The following is a 24,378-nucleotide window of genomic DNA, read 5'->3' on the forward strand; positions in this document are numbered from 1 at the left end:
ATTATTCCTCGTCCTCGCTGTGCTTTTTATGAGCTGAGTGCTCTGGCATAGCGTGTTGCATTACACCGTGAGAGCCATGCGCTTGCATATATTTCATTACGATTGAATGGAACATATCTTTATCTACGCTGGCATAGTATTTAACTGGGTCGTATTCACTTGGTTTTGCAAGTTCAACATAGCTTTGCTTAGTCAATGCAGAACCGGTATTTTTTACTTTGTTTACCCATGCATCGAAATCAGCTTCTGTGGCTGTTGCAATGGCATCGAACTTCATACCAGTGAAACCTGCACCACTGTAGTTAGCAGAAAAGCCTTTAAAAGTACCCGGCTCATCAGCGATTAAGTGAAGCTTTGTTTCCATACCAGCCATTGAGTAAATTTGGCTACCAAGCTGTGGAATGAAAAACGAGTTCATGGTGCTTTCTGAGGTGATCTTGTACTGCACTGGCACATTGGCAGGAAAAACAAGCTCATTCACTGTGGCGATGCCTTGCTCTGGATAAATGAATAGCCATTTCCAGTTCAAAGAAACAACCTCAACAGTAAGGTGCTTACCTTTACCCTCAAGTGGTTTATATGGGTCAAGTTGTTGCGTTGACTGCCACGTGATCACACCTAAAATCGCAACGATGATGATAGGAATGGTCCAAACTACAGCTTCAATCTTATTAGAGTGCGCCCACTTTGGAGCGTAAATTTCTTGATCTCGTCCATCACGGTATTTCCATGCAAAATAAATTGTCATGGCAATAACTGGAATTACAACAATCAGCATTAACACCGTAGCTACGATAATTAAATACTTCTCGTCGACACCAATTTGACCTTTTGGATCGAGTACCCCGCCTTTACAGCCAGACAAAGCTAGCACTAAAGACGCTAGAGCAATATTACAAAGGTTTCGAATTGACAAAGGAATATCCTACAACCTAAAAGTTAACACTTGTCGAAATAAGAACACGACGCTTTTCTGCAACAGATGCTACAGATATCCCTCGGCTGAATAACGGGCACGACAAATAGGCACGCTAAAAAGTGAGGGATTTTAGATTGGCTGACTGAAATTTGGGCGTAAAAAACCCACTAGGCGCTTAGTAAAGACAACTTAGACAATGACTAAAATGGCTGAACTTAAACAACAAAGCTTATTTACAGACAACCACTTACACGAGGAGGAGCACGACAGCCATGAGCGCTGTGTACTACTAAAGACTTTATCGTTTCACGCGCAGCGAAGGCCGCTTTACGTAAAATGACACCTGCACGACGCGCAGGGAAGAAATGGAAGACCAACCAGCATAAACCAATAAGTAATTGGCAAGACACCACAGGGTAAGCTAAAAAACTCAACACATTAAGCAACGGTGTTTCGTATAAAGCACCTTCGCTTAATAAGCTTCTTAGCCCTTGAGCATCTTCTAATGTACCGTTGATTAGCATCGCTGAATTAATCAGCAACAAGGCTAAAACTGACATTAGCTCTTTACCAGCAAAAAACGCACGCGCAGCCAATTGCAATCTAGCTAAGCTAGACTGTTTGACACCTTGTGACTGATTAATTGCTCGCAAAACTCACGCCTTTTATCGCTTTTACTGCATTTTAGGTAAATGGCTTACCCTATTTTTTAATGCGGTAACATGATCTTCATCAATAAAGTTTCAGTAATTACTGAAATTTCGATGTGGAGTATAACAAAGTCAACAGACGGTACAAGTAGAATTTAACAGCACATGGTTAAGTATTGTTTAGCTACTTGCTAACAAACTGTAAAAAACCAAACTTATTACAGCTAAGTATTTAAAAGTAATACTGTATTTTATATAGCGAAAAGCAATGAAGAAAAAGAAAATAACATAAAAATAGCGTTTTAAAGCATACTTAGTCAGTAGCAATCAAAGCTTTATTACTGAACAAGGATTAGCCAACCCACTAAAAATATAATATTCTTAACAACACTAAAATAAAGAATAAAAGAGATAGTTATGCGCCAATATGCACTCGCCACAGCCTTTTTAGCACTAAGTACCAGTACACTTGCAAATACGATTGAAGACACCGCTGTAGCTGGCTTAGATAAACCTGCGATTTACTACGCCGATATAGAACCCCACTTAAAAAGCGCAGCAAAACACCCCAGCGTCACATTAAAACAAATCGGCACCTCATTCCAAGGACAGGCACTTAATTCTATCAAAATTGGTACCGGCCCAATCAAAGTGATGATGTGGAGCCAAATGCACGGCGATGAAAACACGGCTACTGCCGCATTAATGGATTTTTTAAGCTTTATAACCACATATGAAAACGCACAATGGCTAGAAAGCTGGCAACAAAAAATAACTCTTCTCATTATCCCTATGGTGAACCCAGACGGCGCCGCAGCTCAGACCCGTCATAATGCACAAGGTATTGATTTAAATCGTGATGCTAAAGCCCTTCGCACAAAAGAAGGGCAAATACTCATGGCTGCAGCAGATGAATTCAAACCTGACTTTGGTTTTAATTTACATGATCAGAATGCATATTACGGTGCAGGTAAAATGGGAAAACAAGCCACTATTTCAGTGCTAGCACCCGCCTATAATGAAGCAAGAGAAGTAAATAAAAGTCGTGGTGAGGCTATGCAGTTTATTGCCCACTTAGCCAAAACGGTTGAATCAATGATCCCAGGGCACTTAGGGAAGTACAACGACAGTTACTCTTATCGCAGTTTTGGAGATACTTTTTCGGAAAAAGGTATCCGAACAATATTAATTGAATCAGGTGCTTACCCAAACGACCCAAATCGCCAAATAGCACGTAAAGTTAACCGTGTTTTATATAAAAAGGCTATTGATTCAATAACTTCACAGAAATGGAAAAGCGCTAAAATGGCCCAGTACCACGCTATTCCATTTAATGCTAAAGACAATTGGGTAGACTTACTAATAGACGATGTAACAGTAAAGAGTGAACTTGGTGATTACCAGATAGATATTGCTATAAACAACAAAGGACAGTCACCCATAATTAAAGAATTGGGTGATATAAGCAGTATCCGCCAAGGTTACACCAGTTTAGATGCAAGCAGCCTGAACTTTAAGGTAGGTAACAGCTTTGTATTAAATGAGCCGTTATCGCTTACCGAAAATAAATATAAAGAGCTTTTAATACAAGGGTATAGTTGCTTTTCTGGCGATATTAATATGCTAGAAAACGCCACAAATTGGCCAGTTTACGCATGCAAAAGTGTATTTACATCAATACCTTCACTTAATGCACCTGCCGCCTTTTTCTTACAGGCAAATGGCAAAAATAAGTACGCAGTTTTAGGGGCTGAGCTAATTAATTTAGATTAAACACGATTTAAAAGGACAGGCACTCTTAAAAGTGCCTGTTAAATCTCCAAATACCTTAAATTTGTAACCTAAAATAATAGTTGTGTAGTCGAGCTAGCCTATTAGCTTAATCTAATAATAAAAACCAAGGTAAAGATTTAGCTTTATGAGAATTGAAAGCGCAAGTTAGCTGCAATAGTTTGCAAAAAATAAAAGTCGAGAGAAATTTAAGGTTAACTAGCAAGTAATAACTTACAACTTGTTAGGTTACTTCGTCGCTTACGAGCAGTTTTACTACAATAACTTTCAATAGCACCCACTCGACCTGCAGCTCCACGAAATAAATTTTCAAATTGAGTTGTTAGTGTTAACCATTTTTCCGGTTCGAAATTCAGCCTTTCAAGAATAGGAGGTAAGTGATGCTCTATATATCCAGGCTTATCCGCGCTGATACAACGCCCAGTTTTCTCTACCAGTAACAAGTATGACTTTAACTCAAAAGGTATACCCTTTGATTTATACTTAATCATGCCACCAATAAAACGAGCTAGTAATTTAGGTTGCTTTGACTCCTTCGCGCTCTGGCATCGCTTTTTAAAGCTGGTATAGTCCGATTGCTCCGGCGTGCTCTCAGCTTTAGCACGAACAGGGTTTAAATCAACATAGGTCATACATGCTAAAAGTGCTGACTCATCAAGCAATGCTTGGCTCTTAAATCGCCCTTCCCAAAAGTGACCTGTACACTCGTCTTCTTTATTTGCACGCCTGGCAATATATTCATTAAGCATTCGCATAAACCAACTAATGCTCGAAAGACGCGCTCTGTATTCTGCAACCTCTTTCTTTAAGAAGACTTGTTGGCCGTCACTTAAAGGCTGACCATGAAGGAACTTTTGACCTAAAGGCGTCATTTTACTGAGCTTAAACCAGCGTAAAAGAATGGCTTTATCCGATAACCTATTTGCTTTTTTATCATCAACATAAAGAACAAGATGCGTATGATTGCTCATCACTGCGTAAGCACACACATCAATACAAAATACCTTTGCAAGAAAAAGCAGGCGCTCTTCAACCCATCCTCTGCGGTGTTCATATGATTTACCAGTGAGTGCGTCTTCTCCACAAAGGTAAGCGCGTCTAACGCAACGGGATACGCAGTGATAATACTTAGTGTTCGACAAACAGATTTGCCGCTTCCTTGCTAAAGCCATCGTTCACTCCTTGAACTGATAATTTGAAATGCATTAGCTGTAACTAAAGTTTAGACAAAATCTTCTTTGCTGCAAGAGTAAGTTAACAGATAAAAGTGACTGTCTATATAAAAATACAGTGACTGTCCTTGTAAAATTTAGCTATTAAAAAAGCGCCTTTGGGCGCTTTTTCTGTGGTTAAAGAATTTGATTCTCTTTCCAAGCTTGTTCTTTTGCCATGCGCTTTTTACGCTTGTCACATGGGTCGTCGCAGTCGCAGGCTTTGTCGATACCAACGGCGCCTAGGCCACCACAACTACTGGCCATAGATTTCTTTTGCACAATCATGCCGACAGCCATCGCTGCCACAATTAAAATGAGTAGACCAAATGTAAGAAGAAAAAGTGACATTGCTTTGCCCCTATCGTCAGCAATTAAATCAAGCCCAACTAATTAGGCTGCACGTATTATATACCCAAACCACCTCAAGGTGCGAGTTTCAGTTGGAATTAAAAGCGATTTAGGCAAAGCATTGATTGCAAGCAATAGTGGTTCTATTGTTAAAATCAATAACGCAGTATAAATCGCTTTTAAACCAACCCTTTGTGCGCTTCACAGGCGCTTACTCTCATCGTTATTACTTCTTAAAAGGGACTGCCATTGTTGCAAAGTAACGCCTTGATATTAAACACCTGTGAAACGCTGAATTCTGCATCTTGAGATGGCTTGGGTATGCACTGCTTCTTGCCCTGCTACAAATATGGTTTAAATGCAGGGCTTGAATAAGTTACTAAGCCATTGTCTGACTTACCAATTAAGTACACCGGCAAATCGTGCTCTTCGGCGTATTTCTGCGCCTTTTCCATGCCCATCACTGTGATTGCCGTCGCTAAGCCATCTGCAGTCATCGCTGATGGGTGTAAAACAGTCACTGATACCAAATCATGACGGCTCGGCATGCCTGTTACAGGGTCAATTAAGTGGCTATAGGTTACACCATCCATTTCGTAAAAAATTCGGTAATCACCTGATGTCGCAATACCATTAGTACCCGGCTCAATTACTTTATGTACTTTACGCACGCCAGGCTCAGCATCAGGCTGCTCAATAGCTATTTTCCAAGTGATGTTGTTTGGCTTAATACCCGACACACGAAGCTCACCACCAATCTCAACCATATAATTAGTGAAACCATGGCTTTCAATCACTTCTGCGACTTTATCAATACCATAGCCTTTTGCTGTAGCAGAAAACGACAGCTCTAAACCATCAATTGTTTCATCAGGCCAGCATCTGTAAGTTCAAGCTTATCAACACCAATTTTGGCAACCATTGCAGCCAAAGCTTCATCGCTTGGGCGTTTAGTCGGCTTTTTATCTGGACCAAAGCCCCACAAGTCAATAAGTGGCCCCATAGTCACATCTAACGTTTTTGTTGATTCGCCAAGGCGAATTGATTCAGCTACCACGTTTCTAAAATCTGCGCTTATTGGCATTACCTGCCCTGCTGGTAACTGGTTGAACTGGTTAATTTCTGAATCGGGAATGTAAGTTGACATAGATTGATTTACATCTTTAAGCACTTGCTTAATCTCAGGATGTAAATCAACACTTGCAATCTTTGAAGACTTTGCAAACACCTTAATATGATAAGTGGTGCCCATTGTCTTACCTTCAAAATAAAGCTCTTCAGCCTTATCAGCTTGGCTGCAGCCAGCCATGAGTAAAGTCATAGTTAATAGAAAAAAGGCCATCAAGCCTTGGCGATAAAACACTCTATTCATAGCATTCACCTTGTAGATACCACGGAGTTCGGTATAGAAATAAAAAAGCCTCGTAACACTGAGTGCTACGAGGCCTGTATTCTAACCAAAACTTATTGTTTTGTGTATGGTGTTAGCCACCGAAGTCATCTAATAAGATGTTTTCGTCTTCTACACCAAGATCTTTAAGCATGTTGATAACAGCCGCGTTCATCATTGGAGGACCACACATGTAGAACTCACAATCTTCTGGCGCTTCATGATCTTTCAAGTAGTTTTCATAAAGTACGTTATGGATGAAGCCTGTGTAACCTTCCCAGTTATCTTCTGGTTGTGGATCAGACAGTGCTGTGTGCCATACGAAGTTATCGTTTTCTGCAGCTAAGCCATCAAAATCTTCTACGTAGAACATTTCACGCTTAGAACGTGCACCATACCAGAAACTCATCTTACGCTTAGATTTTAAACGCTTAAGTTGGTCAAAGATATGTGAACGCATTGGTGCCATACCTGCACCACCACCTACGAATACCATTTCTGCATCAGTGTCTTTTGCGAAGAACTCACCGAATGGACCAGAAATAGTCACTTTATCACCTTCTTTTAATGACCAAATGTACGAAGACATTTTACCACATGGAAGGCTTAGGTCTCTTGGCGGCGGCGTAGCGATACGCACGTTAAGCATGATGATGCCTTCTTCTTCTGGGTAGTTAGCCATTGAGTATGCACGAATTGTTTCGTCGTCTACTTTAGACTCCAGATCGAAGAAACCGAAGTGGTTCCAGTCGCCACGATACTCTTCTGGAATATCGAAATCAGCGTACTTAACGTGGTGAGCTGGTGCTTCAATTTGAATATAACCACCGGCACGGAAAGGTACTGACTCGCCATCAGGAATTTGTAACTTAAGTTCCTTGATGAACGTTGCCTTGTTATCGTTAGAGATAACAGTACAGTCCCACTTCTTAACACCGAAAATTGACTCTTCAAGTTCAATTTCCATGTCGTTCTTAACATTTACCTGACACGCTAAACGGCAGCCTTCACGAGCTTCACCTTTAGAGATGTGATCAAGTTCTGTTGGTAAGATATCGCCGCCACCTTCTTTGATGTGTACACGACACTGACCACAAGAGCCACCGCCACCACATGCAGATGAAACGAAGATACCTGAATCAGCTAGCGCGCCTAATAGCTTGCTACCTGCAGATGTTTTAATAGCTTTTTCTGGGTCGCCATTAATTCCGATGATGATATCGCCGCTTGCTACTAATTTAGATTTAGCACCAATGATAACTAAAACTAAAATAACAACGATAGCGATGAAAACACCAACGCCTAAGAAAATCTCATTCATGATTTATCCTCGCTACCTATTAAAGTGAAATACCAGAGAATGACATAAAGCCAAGACCCATAAGACCAACAGTGATGAAAGTAATACCTAAACCACGTAAGCCATCAGGAACGTCTGAGTACTTCATTTTTTCACGGATACCAGCAAGTAAAGTAATTGCTAGTGCCCAGCCCACACCTGAACCGATACCATAAACAACAGACTCGCCGAAGTTATAGTTACGCTCAACCATGAAAGATACCGCACCGAAGATCGCACAGTTAACTGTGATCAGCGGTAAGAAGATACCTAACGCGTTGTAAAGTGCAGGGAAGAACTTATCTAATGCCATTTCAAGAATTTGTACAAGTGCTGCAATAACACCGATGAAAGTCAAGAAACGTAAGAAGCTAAGGTCTGCTTCTGGGTAGCCAAGCCACTCTAATGCACCAGGTGCAAGAACAGCGTGATAAACCAAGTTATTTACAGGTACTGAGATACCTAGTACCACGATAACTGCCACACCTAGGCCGATTGACGTTGTTACTTTCTTTGATACAGCAAGGAAAGTACACATACCTAGGAAGAAGGCTAAAGCTAAGTTTTCAATGAAAACCGCTTTTACAAATAAACTAATATAATGTTCCACTGCTCGCCCCTTACGCTTTTGCTTCTACTTGGTCTTTCTTGAAGGTACGAAGTACCCAGATGAATAAACCAATAATGAAGAATGCACTCGGTGGTAAAATCAATAGACCCATTGGTTGATACCAGCCACCATTTTGAACTAATGGAATAATATCAACACCGAATAGTGAACCTTTACCGAATAACTCACGGATGAAACCAACAGTTAGTAGTACTACTGAGTAGCCTAAACCGTTACCGATACCATCTAAGAAAGACATTAACGGTGGTGACTTCATTGCGTATGCTTCAGCACGACCCATTACGATACAGTTTGTAATGATTAGACCAACGAATACTGAAAGCTCTTTAGCAGTTGCATAAGAGAATGCTTGCAGTACTTGGTCAACAACGATTACAAGTGATGCGATGATCGTCATTTGCACGATGATACGTACAGATGATGGGATGTGGTTACGAATTGACGAAATAAACAAGCTAGAAAACGCAGTTACTAGTGTCAATGCGATTGACATGATTAGTGCATTTTTTAAGCTTGATGTTACCGCTAGCGCAGAACAAATACCTAGTACTTGTAATGCGATCGGGTTATTTGCGAATACCGGGCCAAATAGGACCGACTTCATTTCTTTAGTATCAGCCATTATTTCAACGCTCCTTCACGTACTTTCGCAAGGAATGGACCAAAGCCATGCTCGCCAGTCCAGAAGTCAACTGTGTGATCAACACCGTTTGAAGTTAATGTTGCACCAGAAAGACCATCGATTTGATGTTCGTTCTTCGCACCGCTCTTCATGATATTGATTGGTAACTCTTTACCTTGCCATTTAGCAGTCCATTGTGGATTTTGGATTTCACCACCTAGACCTGGCGTTTCGTTGTGCTTGAAGAAGTTGATGTTTTTAACTGTTTCACCATCGCTTTCAAGCGCTAAGAAGCCGTACATTACACCCCAAAGGCCATAACCTTGGATTGGTAGAATGATTGCGTCTGTAGAACCATCAGGTTTCTTCGAAATATATACAGGTGAATTTTTTGTCATTCGCTGAATACCAGCGATGTCTTTAATTCCTTCTGCTTTCAACGCAAAGCTACGAGCCTGGTCGAATTTTGTTTTCTCGAAGTCAAATGAGTTAGGATCAGCACCTTCAACAAACTCACCTGTGTTCATGTCTACAACACGTGCTTCAATTTTTGAGTTAAAGGTATCTGACACAGTACCTGATACTTCAATGCCTGCAGCCGCTAAGATATTGCGTTGAATATCTTGTGTTTTGTTAGCTTGCTGTAAAGGACGAAGCTGAACTGAAGCAAACGATACGATGATTGCACACACTAAACATAGTGCAACAACAACGGTTAGCGTTTTGCCGATTGATTCGTTATTACTAGACATTACGTGCCAACCTCCGCTTGATATTAGCTTGCACTACAAAGTGATCGAATAATGGTGCAAATAAGTTAGCAAATAAGATTGCTAGCATCATACCTTCTGGGAATGCCGGGTTAACAACACGGATCATTACAACCATAAAGCCGATTAACGCACCGTAAGCGAACTTACCTTTGTCTGTGAATGATGCAGATACTGGGTCTGTTGCCATGAAGAACATACCAAATGCAAAACCACCAAGAACTAAGTGCCAGTGCCAAGGCATAGCAAATACAGCGTTGGTTTCTGAACCAATTGTATTTAGTAAGAATGCCGTTGCAACCATACCTAGGAATACACCTAGTACGATACGCCATGAAGCGATACGTACGTAAATTAGGAATAAACCACCGATTAATAGTGCTAGTGTTGACGTCTCACCCATAGAACCTTGAATGAAACCGTAGAACGCATTCCACCATAGCTCCATGTTGCTGTAATCAAGTGAACCAACAACAGCTTGGCCAAGCATAGTTGCACCAGAGAATGAATCTACTGCTGTCCATACTGTGTCACCTGAAATTTGCGCTGGGTATGCGAAGAATAAGAACGCACGACCGGCAAGAGCAGGGTTAAGGAAGTTACGACCTGTACCACCAAAGATTTCTTTAGCGATTACAACACCAAACGTAATACCTAGTGCAACTTGCCATAAAGGAATCGTCGCAGGCAGGATTAGTGCGAATAATACAGATGTTACGAAGAAACCTTCATTTACTTCGTGCTTACGCACTGAAGCAAATAGTACTTCCCAGAAACCACCCACAGCAAATGTTACTGCGTATATTGGTAGGAAGAAGCAGGCACCGTAAAACATTTTCGCGCCCCAACCAGAGTCAGCAGTTAATTCACCACCGAATAATTGGAACAGACCAACTTGCCATGTGTTTGCTAGTTCAAAACCTTGCGCTAAAGCACCAGCGGCCTGATGACCGATGTTGAACATACCAAAGAACATTGCAGGGAACGTCGCCATCCACACTAAAATCATCATACGTTTTAGGTCGATGTTATCGCGAACGTGTGTTTTGCCTTTATTTACATAACCTGGCGTGTAGAAAATAGTCGCTGCAGCTTCGTAAAGCGCATACCATTTTTCGTGTTTACCACCCGGTTCAAAATGCGGCTCAATATCTTCTAGAAATTTCTTTAAACCCATCTCTCTAGCCTTCCTTCTCGATCGTAGTCAAGCAATCGCGTAGGATTGAACCGTACTCGTATTTACCTGGACAAACGAAGGTACATAATGCTAAATCTTCTTCATCAAGCTCTAGCGCACCTAACGAAATAGCACCATCAAGATCACGTGCGATTAAGTCACGTAATAATAGTGTAGGTAGGATGTCTAAAGGCATAACACGCTCATAGCTACCAATTGGAACCATGGCACGCTTCGAACCACCTGTTGAAGTCGTCATGTTAAATAGACGGCTAGGAGCAAGGTGAGATAAGAAGGTACGTGTTACTGAGAACTTGTTAGCACCTGGTGCGATCCAACCGAATAGCTCTTTTTCGCGACCTTCAAGTAATACAGATACTTGAACATGGTAACGACCTAAGAACGCGTGTGGACCTTGAGAGATAGCGCCTGATAATACAGAACCAGAAATTACACGGTTATCACCGTCTTCTAATTCACCAGCAACTAAATCATCTAAAGATGCACCTAGCTGAGTTTTCACTAAGCGTGGGTTTTTAACACGTGGACCAGCAAGAGAAACAACACGGTCTGTGAAGATTTCACCTGTTAGGAATAAATTACCAAACGCGATTACGTCTTGGTAACCTAAGTGCCAAACCTGCTTGCTTGCAGAAACTGGGTCTAAGTTATGAATGTGTGTACCAACAAGACCTGCCGGATGCTTGCCACCAAACTCATGTACTTCTACTTGAGGGATTGATGAACTAGGCACTTGGCTACCAGCTTGTTTACAAACAAATACTTTGCCGTCAGTTAAACGAGATACCACAGCTAAACCAGCTTCAAATGCTTGAGTGTTCTCAGCAATGATTACTGCAGGATCTGCAGCTAGCGGGTTAGTGTCGATAGCCGTTACAAAGATAGAGCTAGGATTTGCATCCAAAGCAGCTACTCTGCTGAATGGGCGAGCACGTAGTGCTGTCCATTGACCTGACTGAACTAGTACTTCTTTAACTTTTTCACGGTCTAAGCCCGAAAGCTCGTCGGCCTTGAAAGAGTCAAAGGTGATTTGCTCACTGCCATTAACTTCAATAACAACAGATTGCAGCACACGTTTAGCACCACGATTGATTTCTTTAACTACCCCAGAAGCTGGTGCAGTAAATAAGACGCCTGGGTTCTTTTTGTCTTCAAAAAGTACCTGGCCTTTTTTGACTTGGTCATCCACGCGAACATGCATGGTTGGACGCATACCAATATATTCTTCACCTAGCACAGCTACACGTTTGACGGCAGAACCATCGTGAATAACTTGCTGAGGTGCGCCCTCTATCGGTAAATCCAGACCTTTTTTTATGTTGATCATACGCACTTGCATTACATTAACGGAAAGAAACTGAAAAATCGTACCAACCACGTCGCCATTTGATATGCTCAAGTTAAACTCTAAGTATCAAAGAATAGCCTGTTTAACACCCCAAACAAGCAACGCAGTAAACTCCTCACATATATTGCCCGAATTTTAACATCAATCAGGGTGACTATGCGAGAGCAAATATGAAATTTATACGACAGATACGGTTATTTAGACTACAAAAACCTTTTGAATAAAATTCAATATAGACCAAAGTGCTATTGATGATGTTTTATTTTCATCCAGAAACAAAAAAGTCGCTTAAAAAAGCGACTTTACAAAATCAAGTTTGTTTAGCAATTAATCGATTAGTTGTGAAATCGCAACATCAGGATTCACATCTTGCTCGTAATCTACGCTGTCGATACCAAAGCCGAATAAACGTAAAAATTCATTGTGGTAACCCACGTAGTCCGTTAATTCGTCAATCGTATCTGTATCTACTGAATCCCAAACATGTTGTACACGAGCTTGAACATCATCTTCTAACTCTTTGTAGTTTTGGAATAAATGACCACCTTCGTCAAAACGTGGTGTTTCACCGTAAAGGTTTTCAGTAAATAGTGAATGAATTTGCTCAATGGTACCTTCGTAAGTACCGTCTGCTTTCATTACTTTGAATAAAGCAGAGATATATAAAGGCATAATTGGAATTGCCGAGCTTGCTTGTGTCACAACCGCATTTAATGAAGAAACATACGCTTCGCCATTTAAGCCTTTTGTAGACTCTTTGATTGCTTGTGTTGCACGGTCAAGATCTTCTTTCGCTTTACCAATTGTCGCATGACCGTAAATTGGCCACGTTAATTCTTTACCGATATAGGTGTAAGCGGTTGTTTTGAAGTTATCTGCTAGCACATCCGCTTCTTTTAATGCGTCAATCCACATTTCCCAATCTTCACCGCCCATTACTTTAATTGTATTGTCGATGTCTTCTTGGCTTGCTGCTTCAACGGTTACTTCATCAATCACACGCTTTGAAGTGTTTAGGTTCTTCGTAGTGATATCTGAGCCAATAGGCTTAAGTGTTGATGAGTAAGTCTCACCTGTATTTGGATCAGTACGACGAGGTGACGCAAGGCTATAGATAACTAAATCAATTTTACCTAGATCAGCTTTGATAGTATCAATTGCTTTTTGCTTGATTTCGTTAGAAAACGCATCGCCATTGATATTTTTAGACCATAAACCTGCTTCTTCAGCAGCTGTTTGGAATGCTGCTGTGTTGTACCAACCTGCAGAACCCGTTTTGCGTTCGCTACCTTCTTTTTCAAAGAAAATACCTAACGTTTTGGCACCGCCACCAAATGCAGCTGTGATACGTGATGCTAGGCCGTAACCTGTAGACGCACCAATCACTAATACATTCTTAGGTGCATTGCTCAGTGGTCCTTGCGCTTTCACATAATTAATTTGTTCTTGTACGTGCTCAGCACACCCTACTGGATGCGCGTTAGTGCAGATAAATCCACGAATTTTCGGCTTAATGACCATTGATCATCCTATATCTATCACAATAAAAATTAGCGCTAGTTTAAAGGCTAATAGTTAAAATACAGGTCTGATCAGTAAAACTTTTCAGACCCACTTAAATCTTTCGAGCTTAAAACCCCAATTGACAAGCAGTTTAGAGTGACTGTCCTTCTAACTTAGAATGACTGTCCTTCTAACTTTGAGTGACTGTCCTTCTAACTTTAGGTGGCTGTCCTGCTAATTTAGTCGAACTTTGAGCCACCTAAGCATTTTGGTGATTCAGGTGCCTGTCCATGTTGTTCACTGAACTCTTCTGGAGTAAATGTGTGAATTGCTAATGCATGAATATGGTTTGCTAATTCATCTTTTAATAGCTCATTAATTTGACGGTGACGGGCAAGTAAACGTTTACCCGCAAATTCTTCACTCACAACCACCACTTTGAAATGCGATTCAGTTCCACGGCTATGCATATGGCTTTCATTGACAACATTCAGGTGTTTACATTCGATACCCGCAGCAAGCTTTTGCTCTATTTGTTGTTGCATTGACATGTGTCATAGACCTTTAATAAGAAAATAATTGGCAGCTACTATATCAAGGGCATGAGTCATTTTGCCAATGATTTTATATGATTGAACGAAAGGTAAGGTTAATTCGAGGGTGTTTGAGTCTTTGCTGCTTTGGCAAACTATGCTGGTAATCGCGCTGGCTAAAACCATTCATGATTAAACAGCTACCACTTTGCAGCACAATGCTATGTTGTTCATTATTATGTTTGTGCTTTATTTTAAATATCCGTTCGGCCCCTAGTGATACAGAAGCGATTGTCGGTTGCTCCCCAAGTTCTTTCTCATCGTCACTATGCCAACCCATACAATCATGACCATCTCTATACAAATTAACTAAAAGCGCATTGAATGGTATCTGCAAAGTTCTTGTTAAGCGTACACGCATAGCATCAAGCACCTCCGGCCATGGCTCAACGATTAACTGTGAACCCGAGTAGCCATAACTTACATTTTGATCAGCAATAAAGCATTGCAAACGTGGGATCACATGGCTTTTTCCGTACACTTTTATAGTTGGTTGTTGCCAATTTAGCTGCTGCTGAAGAAAGTAAAATAATTCGAGGCTTTTTTGTGCACTCAATGCATTAGCTTGGTAAGAAAACCCATCAGGTAAATGATTAGGGTTGGCGTTTGGCTGTTGCATGTTAGAATTTACCTATACATTAATACATTCGTAAAATCATGATGACCACCCAAGCACAGCTCGGTGATAACACCTATACCCTAGAACGCTTTCCGTTAGATCAAAAGAATCGCAGTCTTCAAGCGTGGGACTCAGGCGATGAGTACCTTGTCAATTATGTACAAGAGCACTATCCAGATGCAAATTCAATCCTGATACTCAATGACAGTTTTGGCGCTTTAGCCTGTGCCTTTAATACGTTAACAGTTTATTCAGTTCACGACTCGTATATTGGTCATCAAGCTACCCGCTATAATTTACAAGCTAATGAGTTATCACCAGATTCTTTAACGCAACTGGACTCATTAGCAGCATTACCTAATCAGGTTGATTTAGTGATATTAAAAGTGCCACGCAATTTAGGCTATCTTCAGCATCAACTTGCCGCAATCAGTGCAGCTTTACCTGCCGACATTGATGTTATTGCAGCTGGAAAAACGAAAGACATTCACAACTCAACTATAAAGGCTTTTAGTCAGTATATCGGTGAAACATCAACCAGCTTAGCGGTTAAAAAGTCCCGCTTAATTATCAGTAAAACCAGTGGTCTTAATAAAGTTGCCCCCTTCCCTGTTAACTGGCCACTTGAAGGAAGTGAGTTTGAAATTCAAAATCATGCCAATGTATTTTCTCGAGACTCATTAGACATTGGCGCGCGCTTTTTCTTTAACTATTTGCCACAAACAAGTAAAGCTCGCAGCATCATTGATTTAGGCTGTGGTAATGGTGTTGTTGGCTTAATGACCTTAAAGCGTTGCCCTAAAGCCCATGTGACCTTCGTTGATGAGTCGTTTATGGCCGTTGAATCAGCTAAATTAAACGTCGCTCACAATCTACCAGAGCAATTAGAGCAGTGTGAGTTTGTCCAAAACGATTGCTTAACCGATTTTCAACCTAATAGTGTTGACCTCGTTTTATGTAATCCGCCATTCCACCAAGCGCAAGCGGTTACTGATCATATTGCTTGGCAAATGTTCAAACAGGCAAAACACACATTAAAGCACGGTGGTGAATTAAGAATTATTGGTAATCGTCATCTAGACTATCATGAAAAGTTAAAACGCATGTTCGGCAATTGTAAGTTGTTAGGGTCTAACAAAAAGTTTGTCGTACTAAGTGCAACAAAGAATAATTAATGGAGCTAACTAAATGAAAAAAATACTTCCTTTATGTGCGGTGCTTGCGCTTGCGGCATGTAGCAACCAACCCAATCAATTAATTTTAAACCCCGTTTATCAAGGCGGCAAAATTTCAAACCTTAGTACTAGCGTTAGTACTAGCGTAATTGATTTACGCGGCGACAACGTGACCCTAAAAATTATTGAATCAGATAAAACTAAAACCCTTGCCAGCCCAGGTATTACTGATTCAGTGAAAAGCGCTCTAGACAGTGCGTTAAGCCGTAATGGGGCGAGTATCTCAAACTTGGCAACAACACGCTTTGAATTAGATATTCATAAGCTACAAGCAGTTGTTACTGAAAAGATGATGACTCACACAAGTGACGCAACTATTGAATTAGGCTTAAGAGTAATCAGAAACTCAAGCACTTTCAGCAAGATATACCGTGGTAATGCAAACCTAGAAGGGCCACTCAGCCATGACCGTGCAAAAGTAGAAGGTCAGCTTAATAAGTTGACTGAGCAAATAATTACCCGCATTGTATCTGACCCAGAATTAATCGCCTATTTAGAAGGTTAACTATGAAGCGTATTTTATTACTTAGTTTTATATTGTTTTTTGCTCACAGTTCATTCGCAGCGACTGAGGGTAAATTTATTCAAAAAGATAATATGTTTCCACGCGTAGAAATTGTCACTACGCTTGGCAGTATTGTGGTCGAAATGGATCGTTCACGCGCACCAATAACCGTAAATAACTTTCTAACTTACGTTGCCGACGGTAGCTATCAAGGTAGTGTGTTTCACCGTGTAGAACGTGATGAAGACAACGAACGTGATTTTGTTATTCAAGGCGGTGGTTACGATAAAGACTATGATGGTCTGTACGAAGGTGACCCTATTTTTAATGAAAGTGGCAACGGGTTAAAAAACGATATGTATAGCATCGCAATGGCATATCAAGACCGTAAACCTCACTCAGGTACTCGTCAGTTTTTCTTTAATATGGACGATAACGATCATCTTAATCCTGGTCGCGACTGGGGCTTTGCCGTATTCGGTATGGTCATGGATGGCTATGACACACTAGACAAAATCATGCGTGTCGAAACCGCTTTTAACGAAAAAATCGGTTACAGCTTTGTACCCAAAGATCCTGTTGTTATCTTAAACGTAAAAGTGCTTGACGCTAATCAATAATAAATAGGGGCGCACGCCCCTTAAACTGGCAACACTATGACAAAACCCCTTTCTATTTCAGAGTATTTCTCGTACTTCAAAGATAAACGTTTAATCAATATATTCATCTTTGGTATCAGCAGTGGCTTTCCTTGGGTATTGATTGGCTCTGTCATGTCGGCTTGGCTAAAAGACGAAGGCTTAAGCCGCAGTATGATCGGGTTATTTGGCATAGTGTTTGGTGCGTATAGCATTAACTTTTTATGGTCACCGCTCGTTGACCGTGTAAAGTTACCTGTTTTATTTAACTGGCTAGGCCAGCGCCGTAGCTGGATTTTACTTTGCCAGTCAGTGATTTTTATTGGCACCTTTTCACTTGCTGGGCTCGATATCAAGGCCAACCTCTGGTTTGCTGCCGCGCTGTGTTTAGTTATTGCTATCGCTTCTGCGACTCAAGATATTGCTATTGATGCATTTCGTATCGACACTTTAGCCGAAAACGAAAGCCACAAAGCCACCGCAGCAGCTGCAATGGCCACTTCAGGTTGGTGGAGCGGTTACGCCCTATTAGGCGCCCTGCCATTTTATATGGCCGACATCCCTTCAATTGATTGGCCACAAGTTTACTTTTTCTTATCTGTGGTAATGCTGCTATTAATGAGCAGCGTATTGTGGGCAAAAGAACCCGAATCAAACCGTGATGCTGTTCAAGCTGAGCTTGAACAAACCTATCAACAAAAGCTAGCTGGTAGTACGCAGACTCGCTTTGCTAAAGTGATTGCATGGCTTGCTGTAACCGTTTTTGATCCTTTCAGAACCTTCTTTGCCCGTAATGGCGTAAAAACAGCATTGGCATTATTGGCCTTTATTTTCTTATTTAAAATCGGTGAAGCCTTTTTAGGGCGAATGTCTATCGTGTTTTATAAAGAAGTCGGCTTTTCAAATAGTGACATAGCGACCTTCTCAAAAGTGGGCACTGCAGTGCTCACCATCGCTTTTACTTTTTTAGGAAGCTTATTCAATCAACGCTATGGCATTGTAAAAGGCTTGTTTATTAGCGGTATTGCGATGGCAGCTTCAAACTTAGCTTTTGCCTGGATCGCTATTGCAGGCCCCAAACTGAGTCTGTATGCATTTGCTATTATTATTGATGGTTTTACCCAAGCTTGGTCACTGGTAGCCATGGTGGCGTTTATATCAATGTTATGCGACAGAGCATTTAGTGCGACCCACTATGCACTACTTGCTTCATTGGGTAATTTAGGCAGAACTTTACTGTCGAGCTACAGCGGCGTGGTTATTGATGACTGGTTAGGTGGAAACTGGGCGATGTTCTTTGTGCTAACTGCATTGATGGTGATCCCATCACTGGTATTTTTATTCTTAATTCGTCATAAGCTTTATGCGTTAGAAAACAACTATCACCAAAACAATTAACAAATCTGATACGTATGTGATTAAAGAGAGGATGATGCAAGGGAGAGACTTTAAATAGCGCTTCCTTGCACTATTTATATTACTTTAAAAGCGGCGTTTCGCTTTTAGTAATGAATAATTAAGCGTCTTTAAGTAAATTAAGGCCTTCGTACGGGTCAACTTCTAAAGCATCACAATAACGCATGAATTCAATTACATCTAAACGACGTTCTTGGTTTTCAATTTTACCAATGAAAGAATGCGGCGTACCTAAAACCTGTGCAAGGCTACGCATTGTGTGACCTTTCTCATGACGCTTAGTTTTAAGCCATTTCGTTAATTTCGAGTTTTCTTCAGAAGAAACTGTTTTACCCATCATAAAATACATCTCCTACTAGATGATTCAAGTTAATAATTTAAGAGTGAAATTTGCCCGTCTCACTCTTGGACACATTATATACTAATAATTTTCAGTTTGAATGATTAATTATACAAATGTCCACCTTTTAGGTATGGACCGTTTTAGTATACAAGTCTAAGTGTAGCTAAAATTAAAGCATGTGCTCTATAGTTAACTGGTTAACTGTACCAAAAAATTGATCAATTGGAAGTGTAACAGGATGAAAGTATCACTTTAAAATCTGCATATTTATGCTTAAAGTGTATGTAAATACTGAAAAAGGTTAAGAAATGTTTCGTATATTATTTTTGTTGCCAATTGTACTGTGTGTCGCGTGGTACCTATTTTTAAAACAGAATCGTGTACCAATTAAGCAAGGTAAGAAGGGGTTTGTGTATATTTTGATCGCCTCTGCGTTAGTTTTAGGCTTCTTTTTACTGATGATTAAAGTGACCCAACACTAGGGTCACTCATTTTTAATTAATCAGTAACGAAATTACCGATTACCGACGACGATCTCGCAGCATTAACAAGCAAGGCGTAAGTACCAGTGTTAATACAGTAGCAAATGTTAATCCACCCGCAACAGCCGTGGCCAGTTGCACCCACCACTGAGTAGATGGCGCACCAAAATCAATATGACGGTTAAATAAGTCAATATTCACTTGCAGTACCATCGGCATTAATCCCAATATGGTGGTTACGGTAGTTAATAGTACAGGACGTAAACGCTGAGCACCAGTTCGTAAAATCGCATCTTTTGCAGCAAGACCTTGGCTACGTAAAACATTATAGGTATCAATCAATACAATATTGTTATTAACCACAATACCTGCAAGCGAGATAACCCCGATGCCTGACATCACGATACCAAACGGTTGCTGTAATACGATTAAACCTAAGAACACACCCACAGTTGAAAACAGTACAGCACTTAAAATCAAAAATGCTTGATAAAAGCTATTAAATTGCGTTACCAGAATGATCCCCATCACAAACAGGGCAACCACAAAAGCCTGCTCAAGGAAGGCTTCTGATTCATCTTGATCTTCTGTTTCACCACGCACTTTAATTTTCACGCGCCGATCTAGCCCTTGCTCCTCTAGTTGCGCTTGTAAGCGTGGCAACGCTTTAGCAAGTTGTTCACCCGGTTTCATGTCTGCATTAACGGTAACAACGCGCTGAGAATCAACACGGCGAATTGTATCGACCTTAGGGGCTGCTTGGCGCTCAACAAAGTGACTAATTGGCACTTGCCCGTGCATAGTTTTTATACGCAACGTTTCAAGACGTCCTAAATCTCGCTTGTCATGAGGAAAGCGTACGCGAATATCAATCTCGTCATCAACATCATCGGGGCGGTATTCCCCTAGTTTTAAACCATTAGTAATAAGCTGAACATTCGCCCCTAGCATACTGGCATCCGCACCAAAACGAGCCGCATCCGAACGATTCAATTTAAGTTGCCACTCAATGCCCGGTTTTGAAGCACTGTCATCAACATTTCGAAACGCACCATCATTTTCGATGGCTTGTCTTACTCGTTTTGCTTCACTGTTAAGCACATCAACAAATCGAGAGCTGAGTTCAATACTCAGCGCTTTGCCACCACCGGGGCCGTTTTCATCTTTACGAAGTTCAATTTCGACACCAGCATAACTTGCCGTGATTTCGTTAACTTGACTGATTATATCTTCTGCAGGTGGGCGCTCATCCCAGTCTTTTAGATTCATTCTAAACGTGCCTACCTGATCTTTACCGCCAGTACGGGCATACAAGGTTTTAATACCTTCCACTTTTAAAATGCGTGACTCAATGTCTTTCATGATCACGTCTTTTTCAAAAATAGATAAGTCACTGTAAGAGCGTACTTTGATATTGACGCCATTTGGCTCAACATCAGGAAAGAACTCAACCCCTAACTTAGAAACAGCAAATGCAAAGAACACCAAAATAGAAAACACGATTGCAGCAGCAAGGCTCCACCAAGGACGCTCTGTTGCATAATCAAGCACTCGAATATAACGCCCAAGCATCCCTTTAATTTGTGTTAAGTCACCAGACTCAGCTAACTCTAAATCATGTTTTTGCTGCTCAGAAAGCGGCCTTGATTTTCCTATTAATCCACCAATGGTTGGCACAAAAACCAATGCCATAAGTAATGACGCAGTCAAGGTGGCAATAAGCGTAATCGGCAAGTATTTCATAAACTCGCCCATCATTCCCGGCCAAAATATTAGCGGTGCAAAGGCAGCTAATGTCGTTGCCGTAGAAGCGATGATTGGCCACGCCATTCGCTCAGCAGCTAGTTTATAAGCAGCCTTGCGTGGTTTGCCTTCACTCATCGCTCTGTCAGCAAACTCACTGACAACGATTGCACCGTCCACCAGCATACCGACAGCCATGATGAGTGCAAAAAGCACCACGATATTCACCGTTAAACCAAATACAGAGATCACTAAAATCCCGGTTAAGAATGAACCAGGAATGGCAATACCTACTAAGAAGGCGGTGCGCGCGCCAAGTACCGCCACAATCACAATAACTACCAACAATACAGCAGACAGCACATTATTTTGCAGATCAGAGAGCATCATTTTCACGTCTTTTGACATGTCGCCGGTGTAATCCACTCGTATATGCTCAGGCCAAATTTCCTTGGCCTCATTCACCACTTTTTTAACTTGATCGACCGTATCAATAATATTTTCGCCAGCACGTTTTTTTACTTCCAGCGAAACCGCGTGGCGGCCATTAATACGTGCGATTGAGGTTGGATCTTTATATGCTCGGCGAATTTTTGCTACGTCCATAAAACGCACCACCCTATCGCCAACAACTTTCACAGGTTGCTCCATCACATCCTGAATCGTCTCAAATACCGATGGGATTTTTACAGCAAAGCGGCCTTTACCAGTATCAAGGGTGCCAGCAGCAACTAAGCGGTTGTTATTTGATAGCAGTTGAATAATGTCATTCGGTTCAAGGCCATAAGAAATCATCGCCAATGGATCGACCTCAATTTCGACCATATCCTCGCGGTCACCACCTACATCAACTTCTAATACACTAGAAATGCTTTCTAGTTCATCTTTTAGATTACGGGCCAGGGTTAGTAAACCTCGCTCTGGCGCATCGCCTGACAAGGTTAATGTAATGGTTGGCTGCTGATCTTCCATCAAGATTTCATGAACTTCTGGTTCTTCTGATTCAGAAGGCAGTTTTGCCTTAGCTAAACTAACTTTATCTCGTACATCAGCTAAGGCTTCTTTGGGATCCATACCCGCAATAAACTCAAGAGTCACAGAAGCATGTCCTTCACTTGCCACCGCTGACATTTCTTTTACGCCTTCAATCGAGCGTAGCTCAATCTCCATTGGCCTAACTAATAGCCGCTCAGCATCTTCAGGGGAAATACCGTCATGAATAATCGACACATAAATAAAAGGAATAGTGACATCAGGATTCGCTTCTTTAGGGATAGTTTGATATGTCACCCACCCCGAGATCAGCAACAAGATGAAAATAGATAAAACCGTACGCGTGTGAGTCAACGACGCTTCAATTAAGTTTTTCATACTTAGTTGCTCGTTGCTTCAGTAAACACAGGCTCAACTTTGTCACCGGCACGCACAAAACCTTGACCAAGGGTAATAACATTCGCTTGCTCACCTAAACCCCAAAGCCAAACGCCCTGCTCGGTGCTTTTAGCTAGATTTACTGACTTAAACTCTACAATATTGTCGTCATTCACGACTTTTACGCCGATATTACCTTGTTCATCTAGGGCCATAAAAGCCGGGCTTAATAACATGGCAGGCTCAGTTGGCAACTCAATATTAAGCTGAGTCGAAAAACCTGCTTTATATTTCATACCTGGGTTTTCAAACGCCGCTTCGATGCGAAATGTATTAGTGCTGTCATCAGCAACAGAGGCAATATAACGAATTCGACCCGGATAGGTTTTGTCATTTAACACATGAGCAAAGGTAGCTTGCCCAACTTCTAAGCCTTGCACTTCTTTTTGAGTCGCATCGGCTCTGACAATTAACGGGTCTAAATCAGCAAGCTGCAAAATAGGGTCGCCTATGCCAACATAATCACCAATTTCGACTAAACGTTTGTTGATAACGCCATCAAAAGCAGCACGAACTTCAGTGCGCTCTAGCTTTAATTCAAGGCTTACCAAAGTTGCTTTTGCTTGTTGCAACATAGCTTGTGCTTGCATGGTCAATACTTTGTTTTGTAAACCTTGCTGATTAAGTTTAAGCGCGCCTTCGTATTCAGTTTGATACTGGGCAACTAAGGCTTCTGCTGATGTGATTTGGGCGGCTAAATCAGATTTATCGAGACGTAAAATAACCTGTTCTTGTTTTACAAACTGACCTTCTTCAACCAAAATTTCGAGTACTTGCCCTGCTTGCCTAGCGCTAATGTTCGCGATTTTGTCAGGCTCTGACTTTCCATAAAAAGTTAGGTTTTTATTAATATTCTTAGCGACCAACGGCATCACTTGCACTTTAGGCAAGCGCTCTTGAACTTGCTGATCACTTTGCAGTGCTTTTTGATCTGCTTTGCTATCCCCAGATAGCATCCACAGTACAATCACCAAAACAATGGCGATAGCTAAAATATAGGGTTTCTTTTCTATTGTTGTAGTTATATTTGGCAACGCAAAATTCCTTCTAATAATGCGTAAAATTTAGCAGAGGCAAGATATTATGAGAAATTAAAGCAATAAAAAAGCCACATAAAGTGGCTTTTTTAAATAATTCGTTAAACGCTGAAGCTGGCTCCGCAACCACAGGTTGTTGTTGCATTCGGGTTATTAACAAAAAAGCGTGCGCCTTCAAGCCCTTCGGTGTAATCCACGGTACCATCAACTAAATATTGAATACTCATAGGGTCGATAACAAGCGTTACACCATTTTTAACAATTTCTAAATCGCCAGGGTTAGCTTTTTCATCAAAAGTAAAACCATATTGGAAACCTGAGCAACCACCACCTGTTACATAAACACGTAGCTTAAGATCTGGATTCTCTTCTTCTTCGATTAACTGTTTAACACGAACAGCTGCTGCATCGCTGAACTTGATTGGCAACTCATCTGACATACCAAAACCCTCAAAACCTATATTGGCCGCAATTATCTAATACCCGAGTGTTTTAATCAAGTATCACCAGAAGAGCATCTCAATTATGGTGAGGGCAACTGGCTAAGCCATTCGACTTGGACTAAAGTTAATTTGTACTACATTTGGGCTGGCGTGAGTTTGCACTGAGGGAA

22 protein-coding genes and 1 pseudogene are annotated in these 24,378 nt (G+C 41.1%); 5 read left to right on the plus strand and 18 right to left on the minus strand.

The window, feature by feature from the left end:
* Position 1 precedes the first annotated feature (1 nt).
* Positions 2-916 (minus strand): ubiquinol oxidase subunit II, encoded by a 915-nt coding sequence (gene cyoA, locus AADY36_RS12855; RefSeq protein WP_342409047.1) that lies wholly within the window; start codon positions 914-916, stop codon positions 2-4.
* Positions 917-1,152: 236 nt separating this feature from the next.
* Positions 1,153-1,572 (minus strand): hypothetical protein, encoded by a 420-nt coding sequence (locus tag AADY36_RS12860; protein ID WP_055197879.1) that lies wholly within the window; start codon positions 1,570-1,572, stop codon positions 1,153-1,155.
* A gap of 414 nt (positions 1,573-1,986) precedes the next feature.
* Between AADY36_RS12860 and AADY36_RS12865 the strand changes: the two genes are divergently transcribed.
* Positions 1,987-3,342, plus strand: coding sequence for a M14 family metallopeptidase (locus tag AADY36_RS12865; protein WP_342409048.1), 1,356 nt, complete (start codon positions 1,987-1,989; stop codon positions 3,340-3,342).
* A 212-nt stretch (positions 3,343-3,554) separates the two neighbouring features.
* On the opposite strand, the gene AADY36_RS12870 is transcribed toward AADY36_RS12865, so the two are convergent.
* From AADY36_RS12870 to AADY36_RS12925, 12 genes and pseudogenes are all read right to left on the minus strand, one after another.
* On the minus strand, positions 3,555-4,532 hold the full coding sequence (locus AADY36_RS12870) for a transposase (protein WP_342409049.1): 978 nt from the start codon (positions 4,530-4,532) through the stop codon (positions 3,555-3,557).
* 177 nt (positions 4,533-4,709) lie between these two features.
* Positions 4,710-4,922, minus strand: a complete 213-nt coding sequence (gene nqrM, locus AADY36_RS12875; protein WP_036966498.1) for a (Na+)-NQR maturation NqrM — start codon at positions 4,920-4,922, stop codon at positions 4,710-4,712.
* 341 nt (positions 4,923-5,263) lie between these two features.
* A pseudogene (locus AADY36_RS12880) lies at positions 5,264-6,294 on the minus strand (FAD:protein FMN transferase).
* 112 nt (positions 6,295-6,406) lie between these two features.
* A complete protein-coding gene (gene nqrF / locus AADY36_RS12885) occupies positions 6,407-7,633 on the minus strand; it encodes an NADH:ubiquinone reductase (Na(+)-transporting) subunit F (protein WP_054562303.1) in 1,227 nt (408 codons plus the stop codon).
* 19 nt (positions 7,634-7,652) lie between these two features.
* Positions 7,653-8,261: an NADH:ubiquinone reductase (Na(+)-transporting) subunit E gene (gene nqrE, locus AADY36_RS12890; RefSeq protein WP_016708692.1), complete on the minus strand. Its 609-nt coding sequence runs from the start codon at positions 8,259-8,261 to the stop codon at positions 7,653-7,655.
* A gap of 10 nt (positions 8,262-8,271) precedes the next feature.
* Entirely contained in the window at positions 8,272-8,904 is a 633-nt protein-coding gene (locus AADY36_RS12895; protein WP_054554281.1) for an NADH:ubiquinone reductase (Na(+)-transporting) subunit D, read from the minus strand.
* A complete protein-coding gene (locus AADY36_RS12900; protein WP_054562304.1) occupies positions 8,904-9,656 on the minus strand; it encodes a Na(+)-translocating NADH-quinone reductase subunit C in 753 nt (250 codons plus the stop codon). Before AADY36_RS12900 ends, AADY36_RS12895 begins: the two co-directional genes overlap by 1 nt.
* Positions 9,649-10,851, minus strand: coding sequence for an NADH:ubiquinone reductase (Na(+)-transporting) subunit B (locus tag AADY36_RS12905; RefSeq protein WP_054554279.1), 1,203 nt, complete (start codon positions 10,849-10,851; stop codon positions 9,649-9,651). The genes AADY36_RS12900 and AADY36_RS12905 overlap by 8 nt, the downstream gene beginning before the upstream one ends.
* 4 nt (positions 10,852-10,855) lie before the next feature.
* Positions 10,856-12,199 carry a Na(+)-translocating NADH-quinone reductase subunit A gene (locus tag AADY36_RS12910; protein ID WP_054562348.1) on the minus strand — a complete coding sequence of 448 codons (1,344 nt, stop codon included), beginning with the start codon at positions 12,197-12,199 and terminating at the stop codon, positions 10,856-10,858.
* Positions 12,200-12,547: 348 nt separating this feature from the next.
* Complete coding sequence (fabV, locus tag AADY36_RS12915; protein ID WP_272982279.1) at positions 12,548-13,741, minus strand: enoyl-ACP reductase FabV; 1,194 nt, start codon at positions 13,739-13,741, stop codon at positions 12,548-12,550.
* 221 nt (positions 13,742-13,962) lie between these two features.
* Positions 13,963-14,274, minus strand: a complete 312-nt coding sequence (locus tag AADY36_RS12920; RefSeq protein WP_054554277.1) for a BolA family protein — start codon at positions 14,272-14,274, stop codon at positions 13,963-13,965.
* 73 nt (positions 14,275-14,347) lie between these two features.
* A complete protein-coding gene (locus tag AADY36_RS12925) occupies positions 14,348-14,935 on the minus strand; it encodes an alpha-ketoglutarate-dependent dioxygenase AlkB family protein (protein WP_054562306.1) in 588 nt (195 codons plus the stop codon).
* 41 nt (positions 14,936-14,976) lie between these two features.
* Between AADY36_RS12925 and AADY36_RS12930 the strand changes: the two genes are divergently transcribed.
* The 4 genes from AADY36_RS12930 to AADY36_RS12945 are packed head-to-tail and all read left to right on the plus strand — an operon-like array spanning position 14,977 to position 18,711.
* Positions 14,977-16,110, plus strand: a complete 1,134-nt coding sequence (locus AADY36_RS12930) for a methyltransferase (RefSeq protein WP_342409277.1) — start codon at positions 14,977-14,979, stop codon at positions 16,108-16,110.
* A 13-nt stretch (positions 16,111-16,123) separates the two neighbouring features.
* Positions 16,124-16,675, plus strand: a complete 552-nt coding sequence (locus AADY36_RS12935) for a YajG family lipoprotein (RefSeq protein ID WP_054562307.1) — start codon at positions 16,124-16,126, stop codon at positions 16,673-16,675.
* Positions 16,676-16,677: 2 nt separating this feature from the next.
* A complete protein-coding gene (locus AADY36_RS12940) occupies positions 16,678-17,295 on the plus strand; it encodes a peptidylprolyl isomerase (RefSeq protein ID WP_054562308.1) in 618 nt (205 codons plus the stop codon).
* Between the two features lie 36 nt (positions 17,296-17,331).
* Positions 17,332-18,711 (plus strand): AmpG family muropeptide MFS transporter, encoded by a 1,380-nt coding sequence (locus AADY36_RS12945; RefSeq protein WP_054562309.1) that lies wholly within the window; start codon positions 17,332-17,334, stop codon positions 18,709-18,711.
* Between the two features lie 118 nt (positions 18,712-18,829).
* Here the strand turns inward: AADY36_RS12945 and AADY36_RS12950 are convergent, their stop codons facing one another.
* From AADY36_RS12950 to erpA, 4 genes are all read right to left on the minus strand, one after another.
* Positions 18,830-19,069 (minus strand): helix-turn-helix domain-containing protein, encoded by a 240-nt coding sequence (locus AADY36_RS12950; protein ID WP_054562310.1) that lies wholly within the window; start codon positions 19,067-19,069, stop codon positions 18,830-18,832.
* Positions 19,070-19,593: 524 nt separating this feature from the next.
* Positions 19,594-22,668 (minus strand): efflux RND transporter permease subunit, encoded by a 3,075-nt coding sequence (locus tag AADY36_RS12955; RefSeq protein WP_342409050.1) that lies wholly within the window; start codon positions 22,666-22,668, stop codon positions 19,594-19,596.
* Positions 22,669-22,670: 2 nt separating this feature from the next.
* Positions 22,671-23,762 carry an efflux RND transporter periplasmic adaptor subunit gene (locus tag AADY36_RS12960; RefSeq protein ID WP_342409051.1) on the minus strand — a complete coding sequence of 364 codons (1,092 nt, stop codon included), beginning with the start codon at positions 23,760-23,762 and terminating at the stop codon, positions 22,671-22,673.
* Positions 23,763-23,866: 104 nt separating this feature from the next.
* Positions 23,867-24,205, minus strand: a complete 339-nt coding sequence (gene erpA, locus AADY36_RS12965; protein WP_054562313.1) for an iron-sulfur cluster insertion protein ErpA — start codon at positions 24,203-24,205, stop codon at positions 23,867-23,869.
* Between the last annotated feature and the right edge of the window lie 173 nt (positions 24,206-24,378).

Source organism: Pseudoalteromonas sp. D15MCD-2 (genome assembly GCF_038562745.1).
In the GTDB taxonomy this organism is placed as follows: domain Bacteria; phylum Pseudomonadota; class Gammaproteobacteria; order Enterobacterales; family Alteromonadaceae; genus Pseudoalteromonas.

What these genes read in the sequence shown, in the direction of transcription:
- erpA (WP_054562313.1), bottom strand. Translation starts at nt 24,205, where the DNA reads ATGTCAGATGAGTTGCCAATCAAGTTCAGCGATGCAGCAGCTGTTCGT.
- AADY36_RS12945 (WP_054562309.1), top strand. Translation starts at nt 17,332, where the DNA reads ATGACAAAACCCCTTTCTATTTCAGAGTATTTCTCGTACTTCAAAGAT.
- AADY36_RS12940 (WP_054562308.1), top strand. Translation starts at nt 16,678, where the DNA reads ATGAAGCGTATTTTATTACTTAGTTTTATATTGTTTTTTGCTCACAGT.
- AADY36_RS12905 (WP_054554279.1), bottom strand. Translation starts at nt 10,851, where the DNA reads ATGGGTTTAAAGAAATTTCTAGAAGATATTGAGCCGCATTTTGAACCG.
- AADY36_RS12895 (WP_054554281.1), bottom strand. Translation starts at nt 8,904, where the DNA reads ATGGCTGATACTAAAGAAATGAAGTCGGTCCTATTTGGCCCGGTATTC.
- AADY36_RS12865 (WP_342409048.1), top strand. Translation starts at nt 1,987, where the DNA reads ATGCGCCAATATGCACTCGCCACAGCCTTTTTAGCACTAAGTACCAGT.
- AADY36_RS12870 (WP_342409049.1), bottom strand. Translation starts at nt 4,532, where the DNA reads ATGGCTTTAGCAAGGAAGCGGCAAATCTGTTTGTCGAACACTAAGTAT.
- AADY36_RS12935 (WP_054562307.1), top strand. Translation starts at nt 16,124, where the DNA reads ATGAAAAAAATACTTCCTTTATGTGCGGTGCTTGCGCTTGCGGCATGT.
- nqrF (WP_054562303.1), bottom strand. Translation starts at nt 7,633, where the DNA reads ATGAATGAGATTTTCTTAGGCGTTGGTGTTTTCATCGCTATCGTTGTT.
- AADY36_RS12920 (WP_054554277.1), bottom strand. Translation starts at nt 14,274, where the DNA reads ATGTCAATGCAACAACAAATAGAGCAAAAGCTTGCTGCGGGTATCGAA.
- AADY36_RS12955 (WP_342409050.1), bottom strand. Translation starts at nt 22,668, where the DNA reads ATGAAAAACTTAATTGAAGCGTCGTTGACTCACACGCGTACGGTTTTA.
- AADY36_RS12910 (WP_054562348.1), bottom strand. Translation starts at nt 12,199, where the DNA reads ATGATCAACATAAAAAAAGGTCTGGATTTACCGATAGAGGGCGCACCT.
- AADY36_RS12930 (WP_342409277.1), top strand. Translation starts at nt 14,977, where the DNA reads ATGACCACCCAAGCACAGCTCGGTGATAACACCTATACCCTAGAACGC.
- nqrM (WP_036966498.1), bottom strand. Translation starts at nt 4,922, where the DNA reads ATGTCACTTTTTCTTCTTACATTTGGTCTACTCATTTTAATTGTGGCA.
- fabV (WP_272982279.1), bottom strand. Translation starts at nt 13,741, where the DNA reads ATGGTCATTAAGCCGAAAATTCGTGGATTTATCTGCACTAACGCGCAT.
- AADY36_RS12900 (WP_054562304.1), bottom strand. Translation starts at nt 9,656, where the DNA reads ATGTCTAGTAATAACGAATCAATCGGCAAAACGCTAACCGTTGTTGTT.
- AADY36_RS12950 (WP_054562310.1), bottom strand. Translation starts at nt 19,069, where the DNA reads ATGATGGGTAAAACAGTTTCTTCTGAAGAAAACTCGAAATTAACGAAA.
- AADY36_RS12925 (WP_054562306.1), bottom strand. Translation starts at nt 14,935, where the DNA reads ATGCAACAGCCAAACGCCAACCCTAATCATTTACCTGATGGGTTTTCT.